Below are 26,319 nucleotides of genomic sequence, written 5' to 3'. Positions count from 1 at the left end.
CTCCTTAAGCCAGCAAAAAGCCATCTTTTGCTCACTATTCAACCATCGGTAACAAGGCACCCGAAGGTGCCTTGTTATGCTTAAAGCACTTCTGCCAGCAGCGTGTGCGCTATGGTACGCATCCCCAGGGTATTGGCCCCTGGTGCCCACAGGCTATCGCCGTTGTCACTGAAGCAGGCAGCCAGATCGATGTGAAGCCAGCCCTCCCCTTCATTGCCGACGAAACGGGAGAGGAAGCCCGCAGCATTGGAGGCACCACCCGGTCCGCCCCCCTTGACCGGACGGCTGTTAGCCGTGTCGGCATAGTGGGAAGGACACTGCTGGCGGTGCCAGAGCTCCAGCGGCAGTGGCCAGGCCGGTTCCTGCTCTGCATCGGCGTACGCCATGGCCCGGCTCACCAGCCCCTTGTCGAGGCCAAACAGGGCGTTGTAACGTCCACCCAGCGCCATCACGGCAGCACCGGTCAGGGTCGCGGCATCAATGATCAGCGGTGCGCCGGAGTCGCTCGCCAGCTGCAGGCCATCCGCCAGCACCAGCCGTCCTTCCGCATCGGTATTCACAATTTCGACCGTGGTACCGTTCTTGTAGGTGAGGATGTCCCCCAGCTTGTAGGCATGACCGGAGACCAGGTTCTCGGCGCAGCAGAGGATGAGCTTCACCCGCTTGTCGAGCCCTCGCAGCATGGCCAGCGCCAATGCGCCGGTCACGATTGCGGCGCCGCCCATGTCGCACTTCATGGTGAGCATCCCCTCGGAGCTCTTCATGGAGTAGCCACCGGAGTCAAAGGTGATCCCCTTGCCTACCAGAGCCGCTGCTACCGGCGCCTTGGGATCCCGCCCCGGATTGAAGTCGAGCTCCAGCAGCACCGGCTCGCGCTCGCTGCCGCGGCCCACCTGATAGAGGCCGACCCAGCCCGCTTGTTGCAGCGCTTCACCCTTGAGAATACGGTGGCTCACCTTGTCCGGTGCCAGCTCGGTAATAAAGGAGGCGGCTTCAACCGCCAGCTCCAGCGGCCCCAGCTGCTCCGGCGTGGCATTGGTCATCTCCCGCACCCAGCGGCCACAGAGCCAGCGTGCTTCCAGCTCCTCTCTGTCCTCTTCGGAGGACATGGCCCACTGCAGTTGCACCTCAGCCTTGGGGGTTTGCAAGCCCTGGGCAAAGGCCCACTGCTGCTCCCGCTCCCAATGGCCAGCCAGCGTCACTTTCTGGATCCCCTGCTGGCAGAGACGACGTGCCGCTTGCTGGATATCCAGCAGGGCATTGGTCGTTGTCAGATGGATCACCATGCCATCGGCGCGGTGCGAGAGCAGCGCCCCCTCCCCCCACTCGGCAGGGGCCAATTCCCGGCTCAACCAGACGTTCATGCACTCACCTCCTGCAGCCAGCGGGCGATAGTGCGCAGGCCATGGCCCTTGGCACCGGTCGCCCACAGATCGTTGCCCGCTTTCTGGTAAGAAGCGGCCAGATCCAGGTGTACCCAACCCTTACCCTCATCACGCACAAAGCGGGAGAGGAAGGCCGCTGCCGTAGTGGCACCAGCTGTCCCTTCAGCCGAAGCAACGTTGCCCAGATCGGCAAAGGCCGAGGTGAGCTGACCAGCATGCCAGGGCTCCAGCGGCAGCGCCCAAACCTGCTCGTTTTCCGCTTTGGCGGCGGCCAGCGTGCGGGCCTGCTCGGCTTCATCGAGGGCGAACACCGCATTGTAGTCGCGGCCCAGCGCCATCTTGGCCGCACCGGTCAGGGTGGCGGCATCGAGGATATAGGCCGCGCCACTGTCAGAGGCCGCCATCAGGCCATCGGCCAGCACCAGACGCCCTTCGGCATCGGTATTCTGGATCTCGACCGAAATGCCGTTCTTGTAGGTGAGGATGTCGCCCAGCTTGAATGCGTGGCCCGATACCAGGTTCTCGGCGCAGCAGAGGATCAACTTCACCCGCTGGTTCAAACCACGGCTGATGGCCAGCGCCAGCGCACCAGTCACCATGGCGGCCCCCCCCATATCGGACTTCATCGGCAGCATGTTGTCAGAGGACTTCATGGAGTAGCCACCGGAGTCAAAAGTGATCCCCTTGCCCACCAGCGCAGCAACGACCGGGGCGTTGCGATCACCGGTCGGGTTGTAGTCAAGCTCCAGCAGCACCGGCTCGCGCTCGCTACCACGGCCCACCGACCAGATCCCGATATGGCCTGACTCGCGCAGCGCTTCACCAGCGGTGATGCGGGCTGTCACCTTGTCGCCAGCCAGACCGCGGATCAGCAGCAGCGCCGACTCCGCCAGACTCATGGGGTAGATCTCCTCCGGGGTACCATTGGTGATCTCGCGCACCCAGCGGGCCGCCTTGAGCAGCGCATCCAGTTCGCGGGCATCCGCGTCGCTCTGCTGGCCGAAATCCAGTTCACGGGCTCCTTTGGCGGCGTAGAAACCCTGGGCGAACGCGTAGCGACGCTCCAGATCCCAGCCTTCACCGGCCAGCGCAACCCGCTTGATCCCGCTCGACTCGAGGCGACGGGCTGCACGCTGCACGGCGCGTAGCACCTCTTTCTCAATAGAGAGAGCGCCGAGGTGAATAGTGGCTTCATCGCCATTGAAACTGAGCAGGGCACCCTCGCCCCAGTGAGCGGCCGCAGCCTGGGTGGACAACCCTACCTTCATCATGTCAGCCATCTTCTCTTGCTTCCTTTTTTACTGGCACTGTTTTAATGCGCAAACAGGTAAGAACGAATACAAAAAAGGCCGTGCCCCAAAGGGGTCACGGCCTTCACCATATCACTGAAGCACCGATGGATGCTGCACGTGCAATTCACTTGTGTGTAATTAATGGCGTTCAGAGGCGAGGTTCAGGGTGTACTTGGGCAGCTCCACCACCAGATCCTCATCAGCCAGTTTGGCCTGGCAGCTGAGGCGGGATTCCGGCTCCAACCCCCACGCCTTGTCCAGCATGTCGTCTTCCAGCTCGTCGCTCGGCTCGAGGGAGTCGAAGCCTTCACGCACCACACAGTGGCAGGTGGTGCAGGCACAGGACTTCTCGCAGGCATGCTCAATCTCGATGCCGTTGCGCAGCGCCACATCCAGAATGGTCTCGCCGCTCTCACCTTCAAGGGCGGCGCCATCCGGACAGAGCACGGGATGAGGAAGAATGATCAGTTTTGGCATATTACACCTTGTTGACGTTTTGTCCGGTCAGCACCTTGCGGATGGAAGCATCCATCCGGCGGGCTGCAAACTCGCCACTGGCAGCATCCGCCGCCTCGATGGCTTCTTTGATTTGGTTGGTACTCCCCGACTGACGCATGGCCAGCAGATGGGCGATGGCGCCGTCGATTTCGGCGCGCTCTGCCGCATTGAGCAGTGCATCACCATCGGCAGCCAGCGCAGCATTCAGGCTCTCGACCACCCGGTCGGCCTCGACCTGCTGCTCTGCCAGCATGCGGGCATCCATATCCTGCTGAGCATGCTCGATGGAGGCGCTCAGCATGTTGAGGATATCCTCCTCTGCCAGCCCGTAAGAGGGCTTGACCTGGATCTCGGCCTGCACGCCGGAGGATTTCTCCATGGCGCTGACCGAGAGCAGACCATCCGCATCCACCTGGAAAGTGACACGAATATGGGCGGCACCAGCGGCCATCGGCGGAATACCGGTCAGGGTAAAACGGGCCAAGGATCGGCAATCGGCTACCAGCTCGCGCTCACCTTGTACCACGTGAATGGCCATCGCAGTCTGGCCATCCTTGAAGGTGGTGAACTCCTGGGCGCGGGCCACCGGTATGGTGGTATTGCGCGGGATCACCTTCTCGGCGAGGCCGCCCATTGTCTCAAGACCCAGGGAGAGCGGGATGACGTCCAGCAGCAGCATCTCGGCATCTGGCTTGTTGCCCACCAGAATATCAGCCTGAACGGCAGCGCCGATGGCCACAACCTTGTCGGGATCGATACTGGTGAGCGGCGTGCGACCAAAGAACTCGCCCACCATCTCGCGCACCAGCGGCACCCGGGTGGAGCCCCCCACCATCACCACCTCCAGCACTTCCACCTGCTCGAGACCCGCATCGCGCAGGGCGCGGCGGCAAGCCAGCAGAGTGCGTTTCACCAGCGGCGCGATGAGCTCATCAAACTTGCTGCGGCTCACCGAGCCCTGCCAGCCGGCAAAGGTGTAGGGAACACTGTCGGCATCGGTCAGACCGTGTTTGACGGCGGCAGCCACATCCAGCAACTCACGCTGCAGACGGGCATCCAGCTCGCCGGTCAAACCGGCTTGATCTTTAATCCAGTCAGCCAGCAGATGATCGAAATCATCGCCACCGAGAGCGGAATCACCGCCGGTCGCCATCACTTCGAATACACCGCGGTGTAGACGCAAAATAGAGATATCGAAGGTGCCGCCACCCAGGTCATAAACCGCGATAACCCCTTCCTGACCGGAGTCTAGGCCATAGGCGATGGCTGCGGCGGTCGGCTCGTTGAGCAGACGCAGCACATGCAGACCGGCCAGACGGGCCGCATCCTTGGTGCCCTGACGCTGGGCATCATCAAAATAGGCGGGCACGGTGATGACCACACCATCGAGATCGCCACCCAGGGTCTGGGCGCCGCGCTCGGCCAGTTTTTTGAGAATTTCGGCCGACACTTGGACCGGGTTGACCAGCCCCTGACGGGTCTGCAACTGCGGCATGCCGTTGTCGGCTGCCACGAATTGATAAGGCTGCTGGCGGGTATCGATATCGGCCAGCGCCTTGCCCATCATCCGTTTGACCGAGACGATGGTATTGTGAGGGTCGAGCGCCGCTTCACGCTTGGCATCGAAGCCCACCCGGATTGCATCTGCCTGATAGTGAACGACAGAGGGGAGCAGGTCGCGCCCCTGTTCATCACTGAGAGTGGCGGCCTGACCGCTGCGCACTGCAGCGACGAGAGAATTGGTGGTACCAAGATCGATGCCGATGGCACGCTTGTGCTGATGGGGTACAGCGCTCTGGCCGGGTTCGGCTATTTGCAGTAATGCCATGGGTAATGAGACTTCCAGCGTTAAAGGATCAAGACTCGAGGAGCGAGTCTTCGAATCGTTCCAGCTCTTCGAGGAGCTTGTCGACAAACTTGAGTTTGCGAACGCAGTCGGCGGCGACAGGATCGTTGCCAGTGGCAAGCGAGTCGGCCAGCTGCTGCATCAACAGCTGGTGATCATGCCTGATCTCGCTGCGAAAATCCTTGATGGCGCGCTCAGGGTCAGCGTCACCTTTCAGATCGGCCAGACGCTCGCGCCATTCAAGCTGCTGCATCAGAAAAGCCGTGTCTTGCAGGGTCTGCTGTTCGCCACGAATATCGGTACCACGCAGAGAGAGCAGATATTCGGCACGGCGCAGCGGCGCCTTGAGGGTGGTGAATGCGTCATTGATCTGGGCGGCACGCTGTACCGCAGCCAGCTGCTCCCGCTCGGGAGCAGTGGCGAAACGATCGGGATGAAACTGGGTCTGCAGCTGACGGTAGGTGTCGGCCAGCTGCCGGGTATCGAGCTCGAAGCCTTCAACCAGCCCAAACAGCTCGAAATGGTTCATGCAATCCTCTTAGACACTGAAGCTTTCGCCACAACCACACTCGCCTTTGGCATTGGGGTTGTTAAACTGGAAGCCCTCGTTGAGCCCCTCTTTGACGAAATCCAGCTCGGTGCCATCCAGATGGATGAGGCTCTTGGCATCGACAATAATCTTGACGCCCTGCTGCTCGAATACCTGATCTTCTCCGGTCAGTTCATCGACAAACTCGAGCACATAAGCAAGGCCCGAGCAGCCGGTAGTCTTGACGCCGAGGCGCAGGCCAATGCCCTTGCCCCGGTTGGCCAGAAAAGAGGAAACCCGTGCCGCGGCGGCATCTGTCATGGTAATAGCCATACTGCTCTCCGGCGCTTAGAGACCTTTCTTCTGCTTGTAATCGGCGATGGCGGCCTTGATGGCATCCTCGGCCAGAATGGAGCAGTGGATCTTCACCGGCGGCAGAGCCAGCTCTTCAGCGATGTCGGTGTTCTTGATGCCAGCCGCTTCGTCCAGCGTCTTGCCCTTGACCCATTCGGTCACTAAGGAGCTGGAGGCGATGGCAGAACCGCAACCATAGGTCTTGAACTTGGCATCTTCGATGATGCCCTCTTCGCTGATCTTCAGCTGCAGCTTCATCACGTCGCCACAGGCAGGTGCACCCACCATGCCGGTTGCAACGCTGGGATCATTCTTGTCAAAACCACCGACGTTGCGCGGATTCTCGTAGTGGTCGATTACTTTTTCACTGTAAGCCATATCTAACTCCTGCTAATTCTGTTGCTCACTGAAGTAATCAGTGATGAGCCCATTCGACCGTGTTCAGATCAACGCCATCCTTGTACATCTCCCACAGCGGAGACATCTCGCGCAGGCGACCGATGGAGTCACGAATGAGCTTGACCGCGTAGTCAATCTCTTCTTCGGTGGTGAAGCGACCGATGCTGAAACGGATGGAGCTGTGAGCCAGCTCGTCGTTCAGACCCAGCGCACGCAGCACGTAGGAGGGTTCCAGGCTGGCAGAGGTACAGGCAGAACCGGAAGAGACCGCCAGATCCTTGAGCGCCATGATGAGGGATTCCCCTTCCACATAGGCAAAGCTGACGTTGAGGTTGCCGGAAACACGCTGCTCCAGATCACCGTTGAGGTAAACGGCTTCGATATCTTTCAGGCCATCCCACAGACGCTGACGCAGGGTCATCACGCGCTCGTGCTCGCTTGCCATCTCTTCCTTGGCGATACGGAAGGCTTCACCCATGCCGACGATCTGGTGAGTCGGCAGGGTGCCGGAACGCATGCCGCGCTCATGACCGCCACCGTGCATCTGGGCTTCGATACGTACGCGCGGCTTGCGGCGTACGTAGAGCGCACCGATCCCTTTCGGGCCGTAAATCTTGTGGGCGGAGAGAGAGAGCAGGTCAATCTTCATCGCTTCAACGTCGATTTCGACCTTGCCCACGCTCTGGGCAGCATCGACGTGCAGCAGGATCTTGCGGGAGCGGCACAGTTCGCCCAGCCCCTTGATATCCTGGATCACACCAATTTCATTGTTCACATGCATCAGGCTCACCAGAATGGTGTCGTCACGCATGGCGTTTTCGATCATCTCGAGGGTGAACAAACCATTGGGCATCGGCTCGAGATAGGTCACCTCGAAGCCTTCACGCTCCAGCTGGCGGCAGGTGTCGAGCACCGCTTTGTGTTCGGTCTTCGAGGTGATGATGTGCTTGCCTTTGCTGGCATAAAAGTGGGCTACACCCTTGATTGCCAGGTTGTCAGACTCGGTCGCACCGGAGGTGAAGACGATCTCGCGCGGATCGGCACCGATCAGCTCTGCCACTTGATTACGGGCCAGATCTACCGCCTCTTCGGCTTGCCAGCCAAAACGGTGAGAACGGGAAGCCGGATTGCCAAACAGGCCATCCATGGTGAGACACTGCATCATTTTTTCTGCGACACGCGGGTCCACCGGACAGGTTGCCGAATAATCAAGGTAAATAGGCAGTTTCATGTTTTTCTCCGTCACAGTCCGGGTCATACAGAGTCCCGCTGTGGAAAGCACGTTTATAGTTGGACTTTCAAGCTCACATCGCCGTGTTCTGCCCGTTCAACCAGGGACAACACGGTCTTCATTTGTTCATCTTGCTTGCCGGCAATCCGGCGCACATCGGCCTGGCGTACCAGCTCGGCCAGGGTGATATCCCCGAGGAAGCTGGAGATCCGCTCGCTCAGATCACGCCACAGGGAGTGCGTCAGACACTGGGTACCGCCGTGGCAGCCGCCCTTGCCGAGGCACTTGGTGGCATCGACCGACTCATCGACCGCGGTGATCACCTGACCGACCGAGATTTCGTCCGGCGCCATGCCGAGGCGGTAACCGCCGCCCGGGCCACGCACACTGCTCACCAGACCATGTTTGCGCAGGCGGGCAAAGAGCTGCTCGAGATAGGACAAGGAGATGCCCTGACGCTCGGAAATATCGGCAAGGGGGACGGGCCCCTGCTCTGCATGCAACGCCACGTCGAGCATGGCGGTTACAGCGTAACGTCCTTTTGAAGTCAGTCTCATGTGCCTTACCGTCTTGCGAACCAATTCAATGGGCACATGGTCACATACCCGACCAAATCAGTCAAGTATATAGTTGAGTAATCCAGTCAGGCTTAGCCCTGCGGTCTCGTCTTTTGCACCGAGGTAAGAATGCCCCGCAAAATATTGAGCTCAACCGACTCCGGACGAGCCCGGTTGAACAGGCGGCGCAACTTGTTCATCACCTGCCCCGGATGATCGTCGGTAATGAAACCGGTCTTGAGCAGCGTCTGCTCCAGGTGCTGGTAAAACCCCTCCAGCTGTTCGGCACTGGGGTAATCCTGAGCCATCTCTTCAGCAACCTCTTCCTGCCCCTGCAACCAGTGCATCCGCACTTCGTAACAGAGGGTCTGTACCGCCATAGCAAGGTTGAGGGAGCTGTATTCGGGGTTGGCCGGAATGGCCACGTGGTAGTGGCACTTCTGCAGCTCGTCGTTGGTCAGGCCGGTTCGCTCGCGACCAAAAACCAGCGCAACAGGATGCTTCATCCCTTCGGCTACCGCCATCTTGCCCGCTTCGCGGGGATCGAGCATAGGCCAGCTCAGAGTACGGGAGCGTGCGCTGGTGCCAATCACCAGACCACAGTCAGCGATGGCTTCATCGAGGGTCGAGACGATACGGGCATTGGCCAGAATGTCGCTGGCACCTGCGGCAAGGGCGTTGGCATTGCCATCCGGTAAAGCTTGCGGATCAACCAGTACCATTTGGGTGAGCCCCATGGTCTTCATGGCCCGCGCCGCAGACCCCATGTTGCCGGTATGAGAGGTATTTACCAAAACGATACGAATCTGATCCAACATGCCCTATCAATCTTCAGTCAAAAATGGCGCGCAATTATAACATAAGAGAGCGCTATTTTGGCACCGTTAAAGGCATCCCATTTCAGAACAAAAGCGGGCGTTGGTATAACAAACCGGCATGAGGCAAGGAGGAAGAAAAACTAGACTTAATGGATATGTGGAATAGTTCACAGGAGAGATCCGGCTATGCTTCCTCAGTTTATCTACGAGAAATTGCCCAGCCTCTATCTGCTGGCGGCCACTGCCATTATCACCCTCGGTAACCAGCCCCTACTCTGGTTTGCAGGTGCACTCTTGTATATCGCCGGCGCAGTCACCTGGATGATGCGATCCAGCTACCGGCGCACCGACCTCATCATCTTTCCAACCAAACGCTGGCTGCAACCGGAATGGCTTTATGAAGCCCAGCCCTTTGGCTGGCTCGCGCTGGGAATGGCCATGGCACAGCTGCCTGCGCCACAGGCCCTGCTGGCACTGGTGCCTTGTCTGTGGGCTGGTCACTGCCTTTGGGCACGGCACCGTTACCGCCGCCATGCCCACGGCGTGACGATTCACTTACGACGGGATCCCGCCCGCCGCCGTCTGAACCGGAGTCTGCGCTGATTCAGTTCGAGCCTGCTCGATAAAGGTGGCCAGATCCATCAGGGGGTACTTCATCAGCACTGGCAGCCCATCGATATCCAGGCTGTCCATCAGGTTTTTCACTTCCAGCCCCAGCTCGGTATCGCCTTCAATCTTCAGCTTGCGCTGGAAGAAGAGCGCATCAGGATCCTCCTTGCGACCGGCAATCAGGATCAGATCGTTGGCGGTGCCGCTAAAACAGACATCGGCCTGCTCGCAGCTTTTTGCCACGACCAGTTGACCGCTCTGCTCGCTGATATACCAGCAGAGCTCCAGATCGGTGACCTCTACTTTCAGCCACTTGTCTGCCAGGAATTCGAAATCGCCATCCGCGATGGCTTCCTTGAATACCCGCGCCAGCAAGCTCTCCATCAGCTGCTTTTGCAGCTTGAAGGGAACCAGCTTTAGCGGATGACGCAAGAGACGGGGCGCCTGCTCGACCAGGCGACGTTGCAGTTGTTGAAACACGATGGACTCCTTTGTTTTGCGCATTCAAGCACAGGGATGCCGGCAAGATCCTGTTGGAAATCAAACTTGTGCAGAGTTGGGTCAAGATGGGGAAAGCCACACAAAGCTGCCTCAGGTCAAAAAGCCAAGGGGCGACGGTGCATACAATCAGGGCTCGTTTGCCCTTCATATGCACTCTCGGAGCGTACCAATGGAATTACTCTGTCCGGCAGGCAGTTTGCCGGCACTGAAAACCGCCGTGGATAACGGGGCCGATGCCGTTTATATCGGTTTCAAGGATGACACCAATGCCCGCCACTTTGCCGGTCTCAACTTTACCGACAGCAAGCTGGAGAAGGCGGTAGATTATGTGCATCAGCATGATCGCAAACTCCATATCGCCATCAATACCTTCGCCCATCCTGGTGCCGATACCCGCTGGAAGCAGGCGGTCGACCGCGGGGTGGCTCTCGGTGCCGATGCTCTCATTATTGCCGACCTTGCCGTGCTCGATTATGCCAGCCGCCGTTATCCCGACATGGAGCTGCATGTCTCGGTGCAGGCCAGCGCCACCAATGCTGCCGCAATCCGCTTCTATCAGCAGCAGTTCAATGTCAAACGGGTGGTGCTGCCACGGGTGCTCTCCATGCATCAGGTGAAACAGCTGGCCCGCGAGACCGATGTCGGCCTTGAGGTTTTTGCCTTTGGCAGTCTCTGTATCATGGCCGAGGGGCGCTGCTACCTCTCCTCCTATATGACGGGCGAGAGCCCCAATACCGTCGGCGCCTGCTCGCCGGCCAAATTCGTGCGCTGGGAAGAGACCCCGAACGGCCTCGAATCACGACTCAACGAGGTGCTGATCGACCGCTACGGCCCGGGCGAAAATGCCGGCTACCCGACCCTGTGCAAGGGGCGTTTCGAAGTGGATGGCCAGACCTACCACGCGCTGGAGGAGCCCACCAGTCTCAATACCCTGGGTCTCTTGCCCGAGCTGTTCCAGACCGGTATCCAGTCGGTCAAGATCGAGGGTCGTCAGCGCAGCCCTGCCTACGTGGAGCAAGTAACTCGGGTATGGCGCGCCGCCATCGACGCCTATCAGGCCAATCCCGAGGCCTATCAGGTCAAAGCCGAATGGGATGCCCAGCTCGCCCGTGTTTCCGAAGGTAGCCAGACTACCCTTGGCGCCTATCATCGTCAGTGGCAATAAGGAGCCCCTATCCATGAACTTCTCTCTCGGGCCCCTGCTCTTCTACTGGTCCAAAGCCGATACCGAAGCCTTTTACCGCGCCGCAGCCCAAAGCGAAGCAGATATCGTCTATCTCGGGGAAACCGTCTGCAGCAAGCGACGCGAACTGAAAGTCGATGACTGGATCTCCCTCGCCCGCGAGGTAGCGAGCTCCGGCAAACAGGTGGTGCTCTCGACGCTGGCGCTCATCTCTGCCCCCTCCGAGCTGAAAGAGGTGAAACGGCTGGTCGACAATGGCGATCTGATGGTCGAAGCCAACGATCTGGGCACAGTCCAGCTTGCCCATGAAGCGAACCTTCCATTTGTCTGTGGCCCGGCCATCAACGCCTACAATGCCGATGTGTTGCGCATGCTGCTCAAACAGGGGATGAAGCGCTGGGTCATGCCGGTGGAGCTTTCACGGGACTGGCTGGTCCAGCTTGAGCAGGATCTGGGGGCGACGCGCCAGCTGTTCGAAGTAGAGGTGTTCGCCTACGGCCACCTGCCGCTCGCCTACTCGGCACGCTGCTTTACCGCCCGCTCTCTCGACAAGCCGAAAGACAACTGCGAACTCGCCTGCATCAACTACCCCACCGGGCGACTGGCCAACAGCCGCGAGGGGCAACGCGTCTTTAACCTCAACGGTATCCAGACCCAGTCCGGTTACTGCTATAACCTGGGCAACGATCTGGCCGGGATGGCAGGTCTGGTGGATGTGGTACGTCTCTCCCCACAAGGAATGGAGACGCTGGAGATGCTGGCTCGCTTCAAGGCCAACCAGCAAGGTGACGCGCCCCTCCCCCTGCACCAGGGTAGCGAGTGCAACGGCTACTGGCGCCAGATCCCCGGCATGAGCCTAGTGGAGTAAACGCAACCCACGCAAAAACAAAAAGGCCTCGCAATGAGGCCTTTTTTACACTTTCACGCTCCCTCAGGAGGGGCGGTCGCTCTTGCTCTGGCCACTCTGGGCGCCGGGAGGCAGCGGCTTGCGTGCCATCAGCTCCAGCTCCAGCAAGGCATAGCGATGCTCGATGAAGTCGTAGACGTTGTTGGAGAGTGCCAGCTTGAAGTAGCTGATCGCCTCCTTGCGGTTGCCCCGACCCAGCTCGTACTTGCCCAGATAGAAGTAGGTTTCGCACAGGCGCTCGGCGAGCTCCCGGTTATCCTTCACCCCTTTGACCACATTGCCCATCAACTCGGTGGCATTCATCTCGCCGGTGTAGAGACGAACCAGATCCCAGTTCCAGGCGTCGTCATCGTACTTGTTGAGACGCTCGCGCATCCGGCTCATGGCCGCTGCGGGATCGAGTTTCTGCTCGGCCAGATAGAGCCAGATCACCCGGTAAGGGTCTTCCGGCTGCGCCTCGTAGAAGCGTTTCATATCGGCGGCTGCCAGCTCGGGACGATTGCCGTAATAGAGCGCGATGCCACGGTTCAGGTAGGCATAGTCATAATCGGGCGCCAGTTCGAGCGCCGAATCGAATGCCTCGTAGGCTTCGTCATAATTCTGCTGCTGCACCAGATAGACGCCGATGAAGTTGTAGGCTTCGGCGAAATCGGGCTTCTCCCGCAAGGCACGGTTGAAATCGAGCCGCGCAAGGGAGCGCAAACCAACGCGATCAAAGACCACTGCACGCTCATAGAACAGCTCGGCACGCTGCTCCGTGGTCAACTCCATCTCGCTGAGCATCTGCCCGAGTCGAGCTAGCGCCAGCTCGCTCTGGTAGGAGACCTGCAAAGGGGTCGCCAACACCAGAGATGCAGGCTGCGGCTTGGGAACCTGAGGGGCATTAACCTGACTGCTACTGCTGCAACCCCACATAGGGAGCAGCAACAGGATACCGAGGAGGTATCCAATCCCTTTCCTGACGTTCAATGAACACTCCGACGCTTACGCTTGACCCCGCATATGGTAAAGGTCAACCGTCGCTTTGTCATGTAGCTCAGCCTATCTGTCTCAAATAAATCAGGATTCGACAGGGTATCCGGCCTCCAGCCAGCCGCGAAAACCACCATCGACACTGATCACCTTGCGATAACCCATCTGTTGCAGATTGTCCGCCGCCAGAATGGAGCGAAAACCGCCGCCACAGTAGAGGTAAAGCTCGGTATCGACATCGGGAAAACGGGTCTCGATATCGCGCTCAATCACGCCACGGCCCAGATAGAGGGCGCCGGGCAGATGGCCTTTGGCCCACTCGCTCTCTTCCCGCACATCGATCAGATGAAAAGCGCGCCCCTCATCCTGCCAGCGCTTGATCTGGTGGACATCGGTCTCGGCTACGCGGGAGCGGATCCCTTCTACCAGCGCCAGAAAACGGGGATTGTGTTGCATGGCAAGCTCCTTTTGTTGAAATCATCTGCGTCAGCATACGACAACAGCGAAAAAGAAAAGAGCGCCTTGCGGCGCTCTTTTGTGGTTTACGGCAGGATTTCCTGTTGATCCGCACCCTCTTTCTCTACCTGGGTTGGCAGCATGTGCTCGCGCTTGACGCCGAGGAACATGGCAAACGCACTCGCCACATAGATGGAGGAGTAGGTACCGAAGGCCACACCGATCACCATGGCCACGGCAAAACCGTGGATCAGCGCGCCGCCCTTGAGCAACAGCGCCAGCACCACCACGAAGGTGAGGCCGGAGGTGATGATGGTACGGCTCAGGGTCTCGGTCATGGAGAGATCCAGGATGTAGTCGGTATCCCCTTTGCGCACCTTGCGGAAGTTCTCCCGCAAGCGGTCGAACACCACGATGGTATCGTTCAGGGAGTAACCCACCAGGGTCATCAATGCCGCCAGTACGGTCAGGTCGAACTCGTACTGGAAGTAAGCAAAGACGCCCAGGGTGATCACCACGTCGTGCACCAGAGAAAGGATGCCGCCCATGGCCAGACGCCATTCAAAGCGCACCGCCACGTAGATCAGGATACAGATGATGGAAGCCAGCATGGCCAGTGCACCATCGGTCGCCAGCTCATCCCCCACGGAGGGACCGACGAACTCGACGCGCTTGAGCACGGCACCGGGATCCAGCAGCTTGGCCGCAGCCAACACCTCGTTACCCTGCTCCTCTACCTTGACCCCCTCTTTCGGGGTCAGGCGGAACAGCACATCACGGCTGGAGCCGAAGTGTTGCAGGCTCGCCCCTTCAATCTTCTGCTCTTCCAGCACCTGGTGCATCTTGTCCAGGCTCACCGACTGCTGGAACCCCACTTCGATAGTGGTACCACCGGTGAAGTCCAGACCCCAGTTCAGGCCCCGATCAAACAGAAAGAAGAGGGCGATCACCATCAGCACGGAAGAGAAGACCACACCCGTTTTGGCATAGCGCATAAACGGGATCGGTTTTTCAAAATGTAGAATCTGAAACATCTCTCTATCCTCAGATGGGCAACTTGTCGATGCGCCGTCCACCCCAGGCCAGGTTGATAATGGCGCGGGAGACCGTGATGGCAGTAAACATGGAGGCGGTCAGACCGATGCCCAGCGTCAGGGCAAAGCCCTTGATGGCGCCAGTACCGATACCGAACAGGATCACACAGGTGATGAGCGAGGTGACGTTGGAGTCGGCGATGGTCGAGAATGCCCGGTCAAAGCCCAGATGGATGGCCTGCTGAACCCCGCGACCGTTGCGGATCTCTTCACGAATACGCTCGTAGATCAGCACGTTGGCATCCACAGCCATACCGAGCGTCAGCACGATACCGGCGATGCCTGGCAGGGTCATAGTGGCCCCCGGGATCATCGACATGATACCGATGATCAGCACCAGGTTCATACAGAGTGCCAGGTTGGCAACCCAGCCGAACGCACGGTAGTAGATCCCCATGAACAGCACGATCACCAGCATGGCCCAGCCGATGGCTTGCATACCGCTGTCGATGTTCTGCTGACCCAGGCTCGGGCCAATGGTGCGCTCTTCCACGATCTGGATCGGGGCGATCAGGGCACCGGCACGCAGCAGCAGCGCCAGGTTGTGGGCTTCGTTGGCGTTGTCGATACCTGTGATGCGGAACTGGCTGCCAAGGCGAGACTGGATGGTGGCGACGTTGATCACCTCCTCCTGCTTGCGGAACTTGCGCTTGCCATCCGGACCAGGCTGACCAACCGGCTTATACTCGATAAAGACGGTCGCCATCCCTTTACCCACGTTGTCCTTGGTAAAGTTGGCCATCTTGTTGCCACCCTGGCCATCAAGCTTGATGTTGACCTGGGGACGGCTGTACTCGTCGAAACCGGACTGGGCACCAACAATGTGGTCACCGGTCAGGATCACCCGCTTTTGCAGCACGACAGGACGACCATTGCGATCGTTGTAGACCTTGGAGCTCGGCGGTACGCGACCGTCGGCAGCAGCCTGAATGTCGGCAGTCTCATCAACCATGTGGAATTCCAGGGTCGCGGTCGCACCGAGGATCTCCTTGGCACGGGCGGTATCCTGGATACCGGGCAGTTCAACCACAATGCGCTCGGCGCCTTGCTGTTGTACCAGCGGCTCGGCGACACCCAGTTCGTTGACCCGGTTACGGATGATGGTGATGTTCTGCTCGAGGGCATACTTCTTCACTTCCTTGATCTTCGCTTCGCTCAGACCGGCCATCAGGATGAACTCATCCCCTTTCTGCTCGGTGGTGAAGGTCAAATCAGGGTTCTGGCGGCGCAGATGGGTGACAGCACGCTCTTGATCCGCTTCGTCACGAAATACCACCTGTACCTTGTCACCGACCCGACGCACGCCGGAGTAACGGATCTTCTGGGTACGCAGCTCGGAGCGGAAATCCTGCACCATCTGCTCTTGCTGCTTGGTCAGCGCCTCGGCCATGTCCACTTCCATCAGGAAGTGCACACCACCGCGCAGGTCCAGACCCAGCTTGAGCGGGTTGGCGCCAATGGCTTCGAGCCAGGCAGGAGTAGAGGGGGCAAGGTTGAGAGCAGTAATGAAGTTGTCACCCAGCTTGTTGGCGACGATATCGCGCGCCTTGAGCTGATCTTCGGTGTTCTTGAAACGGATCAGGATCAGACCGTGCTCGAACGCAGCATGTTTGACCGGGATCTTGGCCTCGTCGAGACTCTCTTTCACCAGGTCAAGGGTATCTAGCTTGACTTCGGCACCACGGCTGGCAGAAACCTGCAAGGCCGGGTCTTCGCCGTAAAGATTGGGGGCTGCATATAGAAAACCGATGGCGATCACCACGATCACCATCAGGTATTTCCACAGCGGATAGCGATTTAACACGCTGTGCTCCTTGGGAGATTAAAGGGACTGGATAGAACCCTTGGGCAGAACGGCAGAAACGAAGTCCTTTTTGATGGTGACTTGAGTCTGGTCGTTCAGGGCGATCACCAGGTAATCGCTGTCGGCAGCCACTTTGGCAATCTTGCCAACCAGACCACCGGAGGTGAGCACTTCGTCACCCTTGGAGAGAGAGGTCATCAGATTGCGATGATCTTTGGCGCGCTTGGCCTGGGGACGGTAGATCATGAAATAGAAGATGAGACCGAACACGGCCAGCATGATGATCATTTCCATGCCACCACCCTGTGCCGTCGGAACTGCGCCTTCTGCATACGCCTTGGAGATAATGCTCATTTAACAACCTCTTATTGATGTAGATTTGAAAACTAGCTTATAAATTATTGTTATTTAACGTCATTTACAGCTAACGGAGGCACGGGCTTCCCTTGCCGACGGTAAAACTCTGTTACAAAGTCGTCTAATTTACCCTGCTCGATCGCGTCCCGCAAACCCTGCATCACACGCTGGTAGTAACGCAGGTTATGGATAGTATTCAGACGGGCACCGAGGATCTCGTTGCACTTGTCCAGATGGTGCAGATAGCTGCGGGTGTAGTTCTTGCAGGTGTAGCAATCGCAGTCGGCATCCAGAGTGCTGGTGTCGTTACGGTACTTCGCATTGCGGATCTTGACCACGCCATCGGTGGTAAAGAGATGACCGTTGCGGGCGTTGCGGGTCGGCATCACGCAGTCGAACATGTCGATACCGCGGCGAACCCCTTCCACCAGATCTTCCGGCTTGCCGACACCCATCAGGTAGCGCGGCTTGTCGGCCGGGATTTTCGGGCAGACGTGCTCAAGAATGCGGTGCATGTCCTCTTTGGGCTCACCCACTGCCAAGCCACCGACCGCGTAACCGTCAAAGCCGATCTCCAGCAGACCTTCCAGCGACACGTCGCGCAGCGGCTCGTAGACGGAGCCCTGGATGATGCCGAACAGGGCATTCTTGTTGCCAAGAGCGTCGAACTTGTCGCGGGAGCGCTTGGCCCAACGCAGGGACATCTCCATCGACTTGCGCGCTTCTTCGTAAGTGGCCGGATACGGGGTGCACTCGTCGAAGATCATCACGATGTCGGAGCCCAGATCGAACTGGATCTCCATGGACTTCTCGGGGTCGAGGAAAATCTTCTCGCCATTGATGGGGTGGCGGAAGTGGACGCCCGCCTCGGTGATCTTGCGGATGTCGCCCAGGCTGAATACCTGGAAACCACCGGAGTCCGTCAGGATCGGGCCCTGCCAGTTCATGAAGTCATGCAGATCGCCATGGGCACGCATCACTTCCTGACCCGGACGCAGCCAGAGGTGGAAGGTGTTGCCAAGCAGGATCTGGGCACCGGTCTCGCGCACCTCTTCCGGGGTCATCCCCTTGACGGTGCCGTAGGTACCGACCGGCATAAAGGCCGGAGTCTGCACGGTGCCACGTTCGAATACCAGCTGACCGCGACGGGCACGACCGTCGGTGGTTTTCAGTTCAAATTTCATTGCTACCTCGATTCAGTCAGAGAAACAGTCTGACAATTAAAGGCCATTCGGCCCGCTATAAAAGGCGAAGCTTATGCCTCGCCCCGGCGACGGGTGACGAACATGGCGTCCCCGTAGCTGAAGAAACGGTACTGCCCGGCCACGGCGGCCTGATAGGCGGTCATCACGTTATCATACCCGGCGAAGGCACTGACCAACATGATCAGGGTCGACTCCGGCAGGTGGAAGTTGGTCACCATGGCATCGACAATCTGGAACTGGTAGCCCGGGAAGATGAAGATGTCGGTATCGCCAAAAAAGGGCGCCAGCGGCCTGCCCTGCGCCAGAGTCACTCTGGCGGCACTCTCCAGCGAACGGACCGAGGTGGTGCCAACGGCAATCACCCGACCGCCACGCGCACGGGTAGCGGCAATGGCATCGACCACCTCTTGCGGCACTTCGGCATACTCGGAGTGCATATGGTGGTCTTCAATCTTCTCCACCCGCACCGGCTGGAAGGTCCCCGCCCCTACATGTAGGGTGACAAAGGCAGTTTCAACCCCCTTGGCCCGAATTTTCTCAAGCAGCGGCTCGTCAAAGTGCAGACCGGCGGTCGGCGCGGCGACAGCGCCCGGCTTCTGGTTGTAGACCGTCTGGTAGCGCTCCTTGTCGGCATCCTCGTCGGGACGGTCGATATAAGGGGGCAGCGGCATGTGACCGATAGCCTCCAAAATCTCCAGCACCGGGCGGGAGTCGAGGAAGTGGATCTCGAACAGGGCATCGTGGCGGGCGCGCATCTCGGCTTCCACGCCACCATCCATGATCATCCGGGTACCCGGCTTGGGCGCCTTGGAGGCCCGCACATGAGCCAGCACGCTGTGCTCGTCCAGAATGCGTTCGACCAGCACCTCCAGCTTGCCGCCGCTGGCCTTCTGGCCAAACATGCGGGCCGGAATAACACGGGTGTTGTTGAATACCAGCAGGTCGCCCGGGTTGAGCTGGTCCAGCACATCGACAAATTGACCGTGGCGCAGGGCGCCGGTTTGACCGTCGAGCTGCAACAAACGGCTGGCGGTACGCTCCGCCATCGGATAGCGGGCAATCAGCTCGTCTGGCAGATCAAAATGAAAATCGGATACTTGCATCTTTCACCTCGGGGGGAATCGGCGGCTAGTCTAGTTATCCCCATCTTCCAAGGCAACCCAAAAGACCAAAAACCCAAGAGAGACAAGGGGTAGCGGGCAATTTTGTGACCCCCAACCGGTTAATGACTCTTTAATGTTTTGTATTGACCCTGATCATGTTTTGCCACCCATGGCTGGGCTAGGGTGGAGACAGGCGGAGAAGAAAAACCAATGCAATCAGGAGGCCTACCATGATGACCATATCCGAAATCATGACGGAACATCCCTTTACCCTGAGGCCGGAGAACAGCGTCAAACAGGCGATGGATCTGATGCAGCAGGAGCGGATCCGCCACATTCCCATCGTTGATGAGCACCATCATCTGCAGGGGCTGGTCACCCTCACCGACATCCTGGCCACCCGCGAGTCCAAGCTGCTGCTGATAAGCCCGGAGCGGGAGGCGGAATTTACCGACAGCGTCCACCTTGATGAGATCATGACCCGCCAGGTTGCGAGCGTGGATCCCCATGCCGGCATCAAGGAGGCAGCCCTCTACCTGCAGCGCCACCGGTATGGCTGTCTGCCGGTGCTCAAGGGACGCAAGCTCATCGGCATCGTCACCGAGTCGGACTTCATCTCGGTGGCAATCAACCTGCTGGAATTGATGGAGGAGCAGGAGCCCCCAACCGATTTTTGACACAACAACCTGTAATTAAATTACAGAAAAAGCGTTTTCAGCAGTAAAAAAGAGCAATAAAGGTGAAAGTGTTTCATTTTGATTGAAAAATTACACCAATCTCTTGCCATGTGATCTTCATCACACTATTATCCCTCTCATGCAATAGTTGCCGAGGGGGAGATGAAGGAGTGTGCACCCATCCTCTTCCTCTCATATGTCTGCAAGTTTGCACACCCCGTAGTTAGTCTTTGCTGTAAAGCATTTGTTTATATAGCCATTCCTTGTTTGATGACCCGGCTTTATCGTTGCGATAGCGCCGGGATTTTTTTATCTGCGCGTAACCCGCTTGCGCCAGTTCGGGTCGGCTTCTGCTCTATCCCCCCACCCCCCTCTTGTCTTGCTGCTTGTTCAGCTCTCCTTTGCTCCCGATCCATATGACCGCTCGATACCCGAAAGCGGGCGATGCCCTCATCTTCTTCCGGCGAGCCCTCACCACCTCTTTTTGCCGGGCATCGGGGAGGTATAAATTAAAATCGGGTCATTCTCGCCAAACCCATAAATTTGATTTATAGCGACCGATTTGGTCCGCAACCCCCTCCTTGAAGGCAACAACCGGCCTTGCGAGGGGAATGCCCGACTGTTGCTACCAGCGGTACCGACGATAAGCCACCGCATATAAATCCAATATACCGATTAAAGCGATTCAATTTTGTGGCTTTAATCGATTAGAACATCCTCCTATGATGACTCCATCGAAAGTTAAACGCCTCGTCCGGCATGACTCTTCAAACCCAGACAGGCATATGTACATCACCAAGGAGCAAATCCATGTCTACCTACATCAACACTGAAATCAAGCCGTTCAACGCTACCGCCTACCACAATGGCAAATTCGTTCAGGTGTCTGACGCTGACCTGAAAGGCAAGTGGTCCGTGGTGTTCTTCTACCCGGCTGACTTCACCTTCGTCTGCCCGACCGAGCTGGGCGACCTGGCCGACAACTACGCCGACTTCCAGAAGCTGGGCGTCGAGATCTACGCCGTCTCCACCGACACCCACTTCACCCACAAGGCCTGGCACGACACTTCTGACACCATCCAGAAGATCCAGTACCCGATGATTGGCGACCCCACCGGCACCATCACCCGCAACTTCGGCGTGATGATCGAAGAAGCCGGTCTGGCTGACCGCGGTACCTTCGTCATCGACCCGCAAGGCATCATCCAGATCGTCGAGATCAACGCTGGCGGCATCGGCCGTGACGCACTGGAGCTGCTGCGCAAGGTCAAGGCTGCCCAATACGTTGCTGCTCACCCGGGTGAAGTGTGCCCGGCCAAGTGGAAAGAAGGCGACGCCACCCTGGCCCCGTCCCTGGATCTGGTAGGCAAAATCTAAGCCTCCCCGCTCTGAAGACCGGCCCGTTCAAGGGCCGGTTTTGTTTACGGACTTCAGAAAACGCGCCGGTCTGCTTGATGGACCGCCATTTTCTGTACCCGGTCACAGTGCCGACCCGCATTCAGCAAGAAGGAATTCGACCATGTTAGATACCAACCTCAAACAACAACTCAACGGTTACTTGCAGTACATCGTCAATCCCATCGAGATCAGCGTGTCCGGCAATGACAGCGACAAATCCGCTGAACTGCTGGCATTGGCCAGCGAGATCGCCGGGATGTCGCCCAAGATTTCCCTGACCGATGGCACCAATGCCCGCAAGCCTTCCATGAGCGTCGCGCCGCAGGGCCAGGCCCCGCGCGTTCATTTTGCCGGCATCCCCATGGGTCATGAATTTACCTCGCTGGTACTTGCCCTGCTGCAAAGCGGCGGTCACCCCTCCAAGGCCGATGCGGCCGTGCAGGAGCAGATCCGCAATCTCAAGGGCGAGTTCCACTTCGAGACTTACATTTCGCTCTCCTGCCACAACTGCCCGGACGTGGTACAGGCGCTGAACCTGATGGCCACCCTGAACCCCGGCATCACCCACACCATGATCGACGGCGCCCTGTTCCAGGACGAGGTCAACGAGCGCCAGATCATGGCGGTACCGAACGTCTACCTGAACGGTCAGCCGTTCAGCCAGGGCCGTATCTCGCTGGAAGAGATAGTCGCCAAGCTCGACACCGGCGCTGCCGAGCGCAAGGCTGAAGAGCTCAACGAAAAAGCACCTTACGACGTGCTGGTCGTCGGTGGTGGACCGGCTGGCGCAGCCGCCGCCATCTATGCCGCCCGTAAAGGCATTCGCACCGCCATCGTCGCCGAGCGTTTCGGTGGCCAGGTGATGGACACCGTCGGCATCGAGAACTTCATCTCCGTGCCCTATACCGAAGGCCCCAAACTGGCCGCGAGCCTGGAGCAGCACGTCAAGCAGTACGGCGTGGAAGTGATCACCGAGCAGCGCGCCGCCGCCATCAGCCGTGATGGCTACGTCAATGTGGATCTCGCCTCCGGCGCTACCTTGAAGAGCCGCGCCGTGATCCTGGCGACCGGTGCCCGCTGGCGTGATCTGAACGTGCCGGGCGAGCTTGAGTACCGCACCAAGGGCGTGGCCTACTGCCCGCACTGTGACGGCCCCTTCTTCAAGGGCAAGCGGGTTGCGGTGATCGGGGGCGGTAACTCCGGCATCGAGGCAGCCATCGATCTGGCTGGCATCGTCGAACACGTCACCGTAGTGGAGTTCGCCGACACTCTGCGCGCCGACGAGGTATTGCAGAAGAAGGCCCGCTCCATGGCCAACATCGACATCATCATGAATGCCCGCACTACCGAAGTGATCGGTGACGGCAGCAAGGTGGTGGGCATGGATTACGAAGATCGCACCACCGGCGAGATCAAGCATCTGGCGGTGGCGGGTATCTTCGTCCAGATCGGTCTGGTGCCGAACACCGAGTTCCTTAAAGGGAGCGACGTGGCCCTGACCCGCTTTGGCGAGATCGAGATCGACACCAAGGGCGCGACTTCCCTGCCCGGCGTCTACGCCGCAGGGGATGCCACAACAGTGCCGTTCAAGCAGATCATCATCTCCATGGGCGCCGGGGCGACCGCCGCGCTGGGAGCGTTTGATTACCTCATTCGCAACCCGGCTCCTGAAGCGACCAAGGCTGATGCTGTGACCGCCTGATAAACCCAGCGCAACAAAAAGCCGACGCTCGATTAAGTAAACACGAACGTCGGCTTTTTTATATCTGCATCGATGCGCAATAAAAACCCCGCAGCGAATGGCGGGGTTGTTCATGACTGGACTTAAACGACGGGCATCACTCCAGCAAGAAAACAGCCTCGATATTATCACTTACCGTGATCTGCTGTTGTTGATAGCTGTTGTCCGCCATATCCGCCGCAGGAGCAGCCATCGCCATGGCCTGCACCACCTTCAGGTTGCGGCTGTAGGCGGTAATGGGCGAAGCATTGCGGTACTCCACACTGTAGACCTTGCCAAGCTTCATCCCAAACGCCTTGGCCAGAGATTCAGCTTTGGTTTTGGCATCCTCAACGGCATTCAAACGGGCCTGCTCCTTAATGACCTGCGGCGACTTCAGCCCGTACTCAATCTGGGATACGGACTCCAGCCCGGCTTTGAGGGCGGTATCCATCAGGGGGCTCAATTTATCCAGCTGATAGAGTTTGACCGCCAATTGCCGTTGGGCACGGTATCCCAGCAATACCGGCTTCTTGTTCTCGCCATACTGATATTCCGGAGAAACCATCAGGTTGCCAGCCTCAACATCGCTGCGCTTGATCCCCAACCCTTCCAGTTGGCTGAAAAAGGCTGCGACCTTGGTATCGACCTGCTGCTTGGCCTTGAGGCCCTGCTTATCCAGTGCACTCACCGCCACATTGAGGGTAAGCATATCGGGTTCGGTCTTCTGCTCGGCGTAACCGCTCACCACCATATGGGGCGCTTGCGGAACTTCAATCGCCAGCAGCGGAGCACTGACAACCAGAGCGGAAAGAGTAAGAAGGGGACGCCACATAGAAAAAAGCCTCAATCAACAAGATTGAGGCCATTATGCCCGCAGCAAAGGGAGATTCATATATCGTGCAGTGGCAGGATCTGATCCAGCACCTGATTGGTCAAATCGAGGCTGATGGTGACAACCGGGACGGACTCATGATCTCCCCCCGCAGATACTGGTGCATTGCTGGCCTCTACAACCAGCACCTCGTCATCAAAATGGAACGAATCCCACGACAGAATATGTCCTTGTGGCTGGGAGTGAACCTCTGTCAATACACTCTCCTCCATTGCCACAGACCAGGGAATAGTCTCGGAGTGACCCAGCAGATCCTGCAACTGCGGGGAGTAGAGACTGGCCAGCGAGTACTCCTGCTGACCGAGATCATGCCCTACCAGAATGACGCCATGAGACTCTTCAGCATCCATTGCCGGGGTATAGGTGATTGATGCAGCGGCAAAATCGACACTAAGCGAGCCAGCCACATCACCGGCGTCGTTCTCGATCTCCACGCCATCCAGCTGATCCCCCGCGATCGATGCCTGATAGCCAAACTGACCTGCGCAGGTAATGGTTCCCTGCCCATCCCAGCTATAACGGATACCATCAATGTCGACCCAGTTGAATGACTGCATGACGCCCCTCTCCTCTACTGCTGCTATCTTATCCATCCCTCAGGGGAAAAAACAGGGGCCAACGAGAAGCTGGCCCCGGGACCTCATCAGGGATCAACCTTCAGATTGCCCTGATTCAACAGGTCTTCAATGATGGTCTGATCATTGCGTGTTCCTCCCAGTGTCAGGTCGATGTTGTCAAACTGGATGACGTGCGTCGTACTGCCACTGCCCGAGCCATCCAGATCGATGGTGAGTGTAGACTTGCCACTTCCCGGGCCCGTGGTGAAAGTGAGATAAGCATCGAGCGAGGTCTTGTTGGCATGCTCGCCGCTGAGCAACTCACTGATATCCAGCACATCGCCGCCAGTTCCAGTGGTGAAGTCCTTGATCACATCGGTGCCACCCACATCTCCAGCGCCCCACTTGAAGGTATCGCTGCCCGAGCCGCCGGTCAGCGTATCGCTGCCACTGCCACCAACCAGAATGTCATCACCCACACCACCATTCAGGGTGTCCTTGCCACCATTGCCAAACAGGATGTCGTTACCGCCATTGCCGTTCAGCGTCTCGTCGCCAGAACCGCCAATCAGGATCTCGTCGAGGTAGCCCCCCGTGAGGGTGGTTCCGCTCTGTTCATCGACATAGACCTTGCCGGTATCGGTGGTCGTACTGTTGGTGTAGACGAACGATCCGTCATACGAGCTAGGCGTTGCGCTGCCCGAACCGTCATCGAACGAGACAAACCCGGTGTTGTCGGTCACCGTGCCACCAACGGCATTGGAGACACCACTGATCGCCTGGGTGCCAACAAGTGGCCCGGAGTCATTGGCAAGCAGAGCCCAATCCGGAATGGAGACTGGATCCTGATTGGTGATGACAAAGTCGTCACGCACCACCATGGGAGCAGCGGCAGGATTGATGGTTATCGCCAAAGTGCTCGATGCAGTATCACCATCGTAGTCGCTCACACTGTAACCAAATACCTGATTGATCCCACCGGCTGGAATGGTTGACGGCGGGGTATAGGTATACATGCCGTTATCCATGTCCACCTTGAGAACCCCTCCTGCCACGGCAATCGACCACTCGTTGGTAGTAGTATCGAATGTCCCGACAGAGGTTCCTCCGGTAACGCTCACACTGTCGCTCTTCTGGTTGTAGTGATAGGTCACGCCTGCCACCGTAATGGATTCCAGCCAACCACCATCTGCACCAGCGCTAGCGGTCAACCCACCATTAAGCAGTTGCCCGGAAACAGGCTGGGCCACTACGGTACTGACCAAGCTCGATGCCAACTGACTGAAATCAGTCACCATAATCGACGATGTATTGGTTGCCGTTACACCGTTATAGGCGATCGGATCCAGCTGTGACGACGTTGTCCCTGACCCCATCCCCAGAGCAAAAGAGTTGATGCTGTTTACTCTGAGAAAATCCGTCCAGTCCTTCTCATTGGCAGTGCCGATCCCGGAACCATCGCCGAAGCTATTGGAACCATCGGGAACAGTCGCCGAGTTGCTGACCGTCGAATAGTTGGGTGCCCCATCCGACATGAAGTAGGAGACGTTCTGCGCTCCCGCCAGCTTACCGCCAGCGCCAAAGGCATTGATGGCATCATTGAGCGCATCATCATAGTTCGTCGAATTGGTCGGTGACAGGCCCAGAATAATCGCTTTGGCCGCATCCACAGTGACCCAGGTACCTGTCGGATTGGCAGCTGCTGTACTGAAAGTCACGATGTTAACCATGACATTGCCACTGGCATCATATCGATCAAGCAGCTCCAGCGCCGACTTCTGCATTACCTCCATCCGAGTCATCCCCTGATAGCCGGATGCATTACCCATACTGCCGGAGATATCGAGGATCAACATCAGGTTGGTATTTTGCCCCTGTGTAGCCTGACCCGAATTGGTTGCTGCCGAGGCGCTCGGGCCATCGTCCCTGAAGCTGATGGCACTGCCCAAGTCAACGCTGGCACTCTGGCTGT

The 26,319-nt window shown here is 58.3% G+C and carries 27 protein-coding genes; 6 read left to right on the top strand and 21 right to left on the bottom strand.

Translation table 11 applies throughout. The features are described from left to right. Positions 1-80: 80 nt before the first annotated feature. The 10 genes from pepB (LG31_RS0110920) to trmJ all read right to left on the bottom strand — a co-directional run bounded on the left by pepB (LG31_RS0110920) (position 81) and on the right by trmJ (position 8,909). Positions 81-1,364, bottom strand: a complete 1,284-nt coding sequence (gene pepB, locus LG31_RS0110920) for an aminopeptidase PepB (protein WP_033114504.1) — start codon at positions 1,362-1,364, stop codon at positions 81-83. Then, positions 1,361-2,665: an aminopeptidase PepB gene (pepB, locus tag LG31_RS0110915; protein WP_033114503.1), complete on the bottom strand. Its 1,305-nt coding sequence runs from the start codon at positions 2,663-2,665 to the stop codon at positions 1,361-1,363. Before pepB (LG31_RS0110915) ends, pepB (LG31_RS0110920) begins: the two co-directional genes overlap by 4 nt. 150 nt (positions 2,666-2,815) lie before the next feature. Further along, positions 2,816-3,154, bottom strand: a complete 339-nt coding sequence (fdx, locus tag LG31_RS0110910; RefSeq protein WP_033114502.1) for an ISC system 2Fe-2S type ferredoxin — start codon at positions 3,152-3,154, stop codon at positions 2,816-2,818. A 1-nt stretch (position 3,155) separates the two neighbouring features. Then, the gene (gene hscA / locus LG31_RS0110905; protein WP_033114501.1) at positions 3,156-5,003 is read right to left on the bottom strand and encodes a Fe-S protein assembly chaperone HscA; all 1,848 of its coding nucleotides are present in this window, start codon (positions 5,001-5,003) and stop codon (positions 3,156-3,158) included. Positions 5,004-5,031: 28 nt separating this feature from the next. Further along, positions 5,032-5,550, bottom strand: coding sequence for a co-chaperone HscB (hscB, locus tag LG31_RS0110900; protein ID WP_033114500.1), 519 nt, complete (start codon positions 5,548-5,550; stop codon positions 5,032-5,034). Positions 5,551-5,559: 9 nt separating this feature from the next. Further along, complete coding sequence (gene iscA / locus LG31_RS0110895; protein WP_033114499.1) at positions 5,560-5,883, bottom strand: iron-sulfur cluster assembly protein IscA; 324 nt, start codon at positions 5,881-5,883, stop codon at positions 5,560-5,562. Positions 5,884-5,898: 15 nt separating this feature from the next. Beyond that, complete coding sequence (gene iscU, locus LG31_RS0110890) at positions 5,899-6,282, bottom strand: Fe-S cluster assembly scaffold IscU (protein ID WP_033114498.1); 384 nt, start codon at positions 6,280-6,282, stop codon at positions 5,899-5,901. A gap of 37 nt (positions 6,283-6,319) precedes the next feature. Further along, entirely contained in the window at positions 6,320-7,534 is a 1,215-nt protein-coding gene (locus LG31_RS0110885) for an IscS subfamily cysteine desulfurase (RefSeq protein WP_033114497.1), read from the bottom strand. 53 nt (positions 7,535-7,587) lie between these two features. Further along, the gene (iscR, locus tag LG31_RS0110880; RefSeq protein WP_033114496.1) at positions 7,588-8,091 is read right to left on the bottom strand and encodes a Fe-S cluster assembly transcriptional regulator IscR; all 504 of its coding nucleotides are present in this window, start codon (positions 8,089-8,091) and stop codon (positions 7,588-7,590) included. 92 nt (positions 8,092-8,183) lie between these two features. Then, positions 8,184-8,909, bottom strand: a complete 726-nt coding sequence (gene trmJ, locus LG31_RS0110875; RefSeq protein ID WP_033114495.1) for a tRNA (cytosine(32)/uridine(32)-2'-O)-methyltransferase TrmJ — start codon at positions 8,907-8,909, stop codon at positions 8,184-8,186. Between the two features lie 186 nt (positions 8,910-9,095). Between trmJ and LG31_RS0110870 the strand changes: the two genes are divergently transcribed. Continuing rightward, positions 9,096-9,512 carry a UbiA prenyltransferase family protein gene (locus tag LG31_RS0110870; RefSeq protein ID WP_033114494.1) on the top strand — a complete coding sequence of 139 codons (417 nt, stop codon included), beginning with the start codon at positions 9,096-9,098 and terminating at the stop codon, positions 9,510-9,512. On the opposite strand, the gene ubiT is transcribed toward LG31_RS0110870, so the two are convergent. Beyond that, on the bottom strand, positions 9,465-9,998 hold the full coding sequence (gene ubiT / locus LG31_RS0110865; RefSeq protein WP_084059597.1) for a ubiquinone anaerobic biosynthesis accessory factor UbiT: 534 nt from the start codon (positions 9,996-9,998) through the stop codon (positions 9,465-9,467). The two genes, LG31_RS0110870 and ubiT, sit on opposite strands and share 48 nt — an antisense overlap. A gap of 190 nt (positions 9,999-10,188) precedes the next feature. Between ubiT and ubiU the strand changes: the two genes are divergently transcribed. Then, entirely contained in the window at positions 10,189-11,184 is a 996-nt protein-coding gene (gene ubiU / locus LG31_RS0110860) for a ubiquinone anaerobic biosynthesis protein UbiU (protein ID WP_033114492.1), read from the top strand. 13 nt (positions 11,185-11,197) lie between these two features. Beyond that, the gene (locus LG31_RS0110855; protein WP_033114491.1) at positions 11,198-12,070 is read left to right on the top strand and encodes a U32 family peptidase; all 873 of its coding nucleotides are present in this window, start codon (positions 11,198-11,200) and stop codon (positions 12,068-12,070) included. A 63-nt stretch (positions 12,071-12,133) separates the two neighbouring features. Here LG31_RS0110855 and nlpI read toward each other — a convergent pair whose 3' ends face one another. The 7 genes from nlpI to queA form a co-directional block, all read right to left on the bottom strand. After that, on the bottom strand, positions 12,134-13,078 hold the full coding sequence (gene nlpI, locus LG31_RS0110850; RefSeq protein ID WP_280136025.1) for a lipoprotein NlpI: 945 nt from the start codon (positions 13,076-13,078) through the stop codon (positions 12,134-12,136). A gap of 90 nt (positions 13,079-13,168) precedes the next feature. Next, entirely contained in the window at positions 13,169-13,537 is a 369-nt protein-coding gene (locus tag LG31_RS0110845) for a rhodanese-like domain-containing protein (protein WP_033114489.1), read from the bottom strand. 86 nt (positions 13,538-13,623) lie between these two features. Further along, the gene (secF, locus tag LG31_RS0110840) at positions 13,624-14,571 is read right to left on the bottom strand and encodes a protein translocase subunit SecF (RefSeq protein ID WP_033114488.1); all 948 of its coding nucleotides are present in this window, start codon (positions 14,569-14,571) and stop codon (positions 13,624-13,626) included. Between the two features lie 10 nt (positions 14,572-14,581). After that, positions 14,582-16,435, bottom strand: coding sequence for a protein translocase subunit SecD (secD, locus tag LG31_RS0110835; RefSeq protein ID WP_033114487.1), 1,854 nt, complete (start codon positions 16,433-16,435; stop codon positions 14,582-14,584). 18 nt (positions 16,436-16,453) lie between these two features. Continuing rightward, positions 16,454-16,789 carry a preprotein translocase subunit YajC gene (gene yajC, locus LG31_RS0110830; protein ID WP_033114486.1) on the bottom strand — a complete coding sequence of 112 codons (336 nt, stop codon included), beginning with the start codon at positions 16,787-16,789 and terminating at the stop codon, positions 16,454-16,456. A 50-nt stretch (positions 16,790-16,839) separates the two neighbouring features. Then, a complete protein-coding gene (gene tgt, locus LG31_RS0110825) occupies positions 16,840-17,976 on the bottom strand; it encodes a tRNA guanosine(34) transglycosylase Tgt (RefSeq protein WP_033114485.1) in 1,137 nt (378 codons plus the stop codon). Between the two features lie 71 nt (positions 17,977-18,047). After that, positions 18,048-19,100 (bottom strand): tRNA preQ1(34) S-adenosylmethionine ribosyltransferase-isomerase QueA, encoded by a 1,053-nt coding sequence (gene queA, locus LG31_RS0110820; RefSeq protein ID WP_033114484.1) that lies wholly within the window; start codon positions 19,098-19,100, stop codon positions 18,048-18,050. 230 nt (positions 19,101-19,330) lie between these two features. Here queA and LG31_RS0110815 point away from each other — a divergent pair, with 230 nt between their 5' ends. The 3 genes from LG31_RS0110815 to ahpF all read left to right on the top strand — a co-directional run bounded on the left by LG31_RS0110815 (position 19,331) and on the right by ahpF (position 22,877). Next, entirely contained in the window at positions 19,331-19,777 is a 447-nt protein-coding gene (locus tag LG31_RS0110815; RefSeq protein WP_033114483.1) for a CBS domain-containing protein, read from the top strand. 810 nt (positions 19,778-20,587) lie between these two features. Further along, positions 20,588-21,154: an alkyl hydroperoxide reductase subunit C gene (gene ahpC, locus LG31_RS0110810; RefSeq protein WP_033114482.1), complete on the top strand. Its 567-nt coding sequence runs from the start codon at positions 20,588-20,590 to the stop codon at positions 21,152-21,154. Positions 21,155-21,296: 142 nt separating this feature from the next. Beyond that, positions 21,297-22,877: an alkyl hydroperoxide reductase subunit F gene (gene ahpF, locus LG31_RS0110805; protein ID WP_033114481.1), complete on the top strand. Its 1,581-nt coding sequence runs from the start codon at positions 21,297-21,299 to the stop codon at positions 22,875-22,877. A 136-nt stretch (positions 22,878-23,013) separates the two neighbouring features. Here ahpF and LG31_RS0110800 read toward each other — a convergent pair whose 3' ends face one another. The 3 genes from LG31_RS0110800 to LG31_RS0110790 form a co-directional block, all read right to left on the bottom strand. After that, positions 23,014-23,730 (bottom strand): SIMPL domain-containing protein, encoded by a 717-nt coding sequence (locus tag LG31_RS0110800; protein ID WP_033114480.1) that lies wholly within the window; start codon positions 23,728-23,730, stop codon positions 23,014-23,016. Between the two features lie 56 nt (positions 23,731-23,786). Continuing rightward, a complete protein-coding gene (locus LG31_RS0110795; protein ID WP_033114479.1) occupies positions 23,787-24,347 on the bottom strand; it encodes a hypothetical protein in 561 nt (186 codons plus the stop codon). An 86-nt stretch (positions 24,348-24,433) separates the two neighbouring features. Continuing rightward, a partial coding sequence (locus LG31_RS0110790) for a type I secretion C-terminal target domain-containing protein (protein ID WP_033114478.1) occupies positions 24,434-26,319 on the bottom strand: 1,886 nt, incomplete at its 5' end.

It is taken from the genome of Aeromonas lacus (assembly GCF_000764665.1).
GTDB lineage: Bacteria > Pseudomonadota > Gammaproteobacteria > Enterobacterales > Aeromonadaceae > Aeromonas > Aeromonas lacus.
This window is presented reverse-complemented; position numbering and strand designations above follow the sequence as displayed.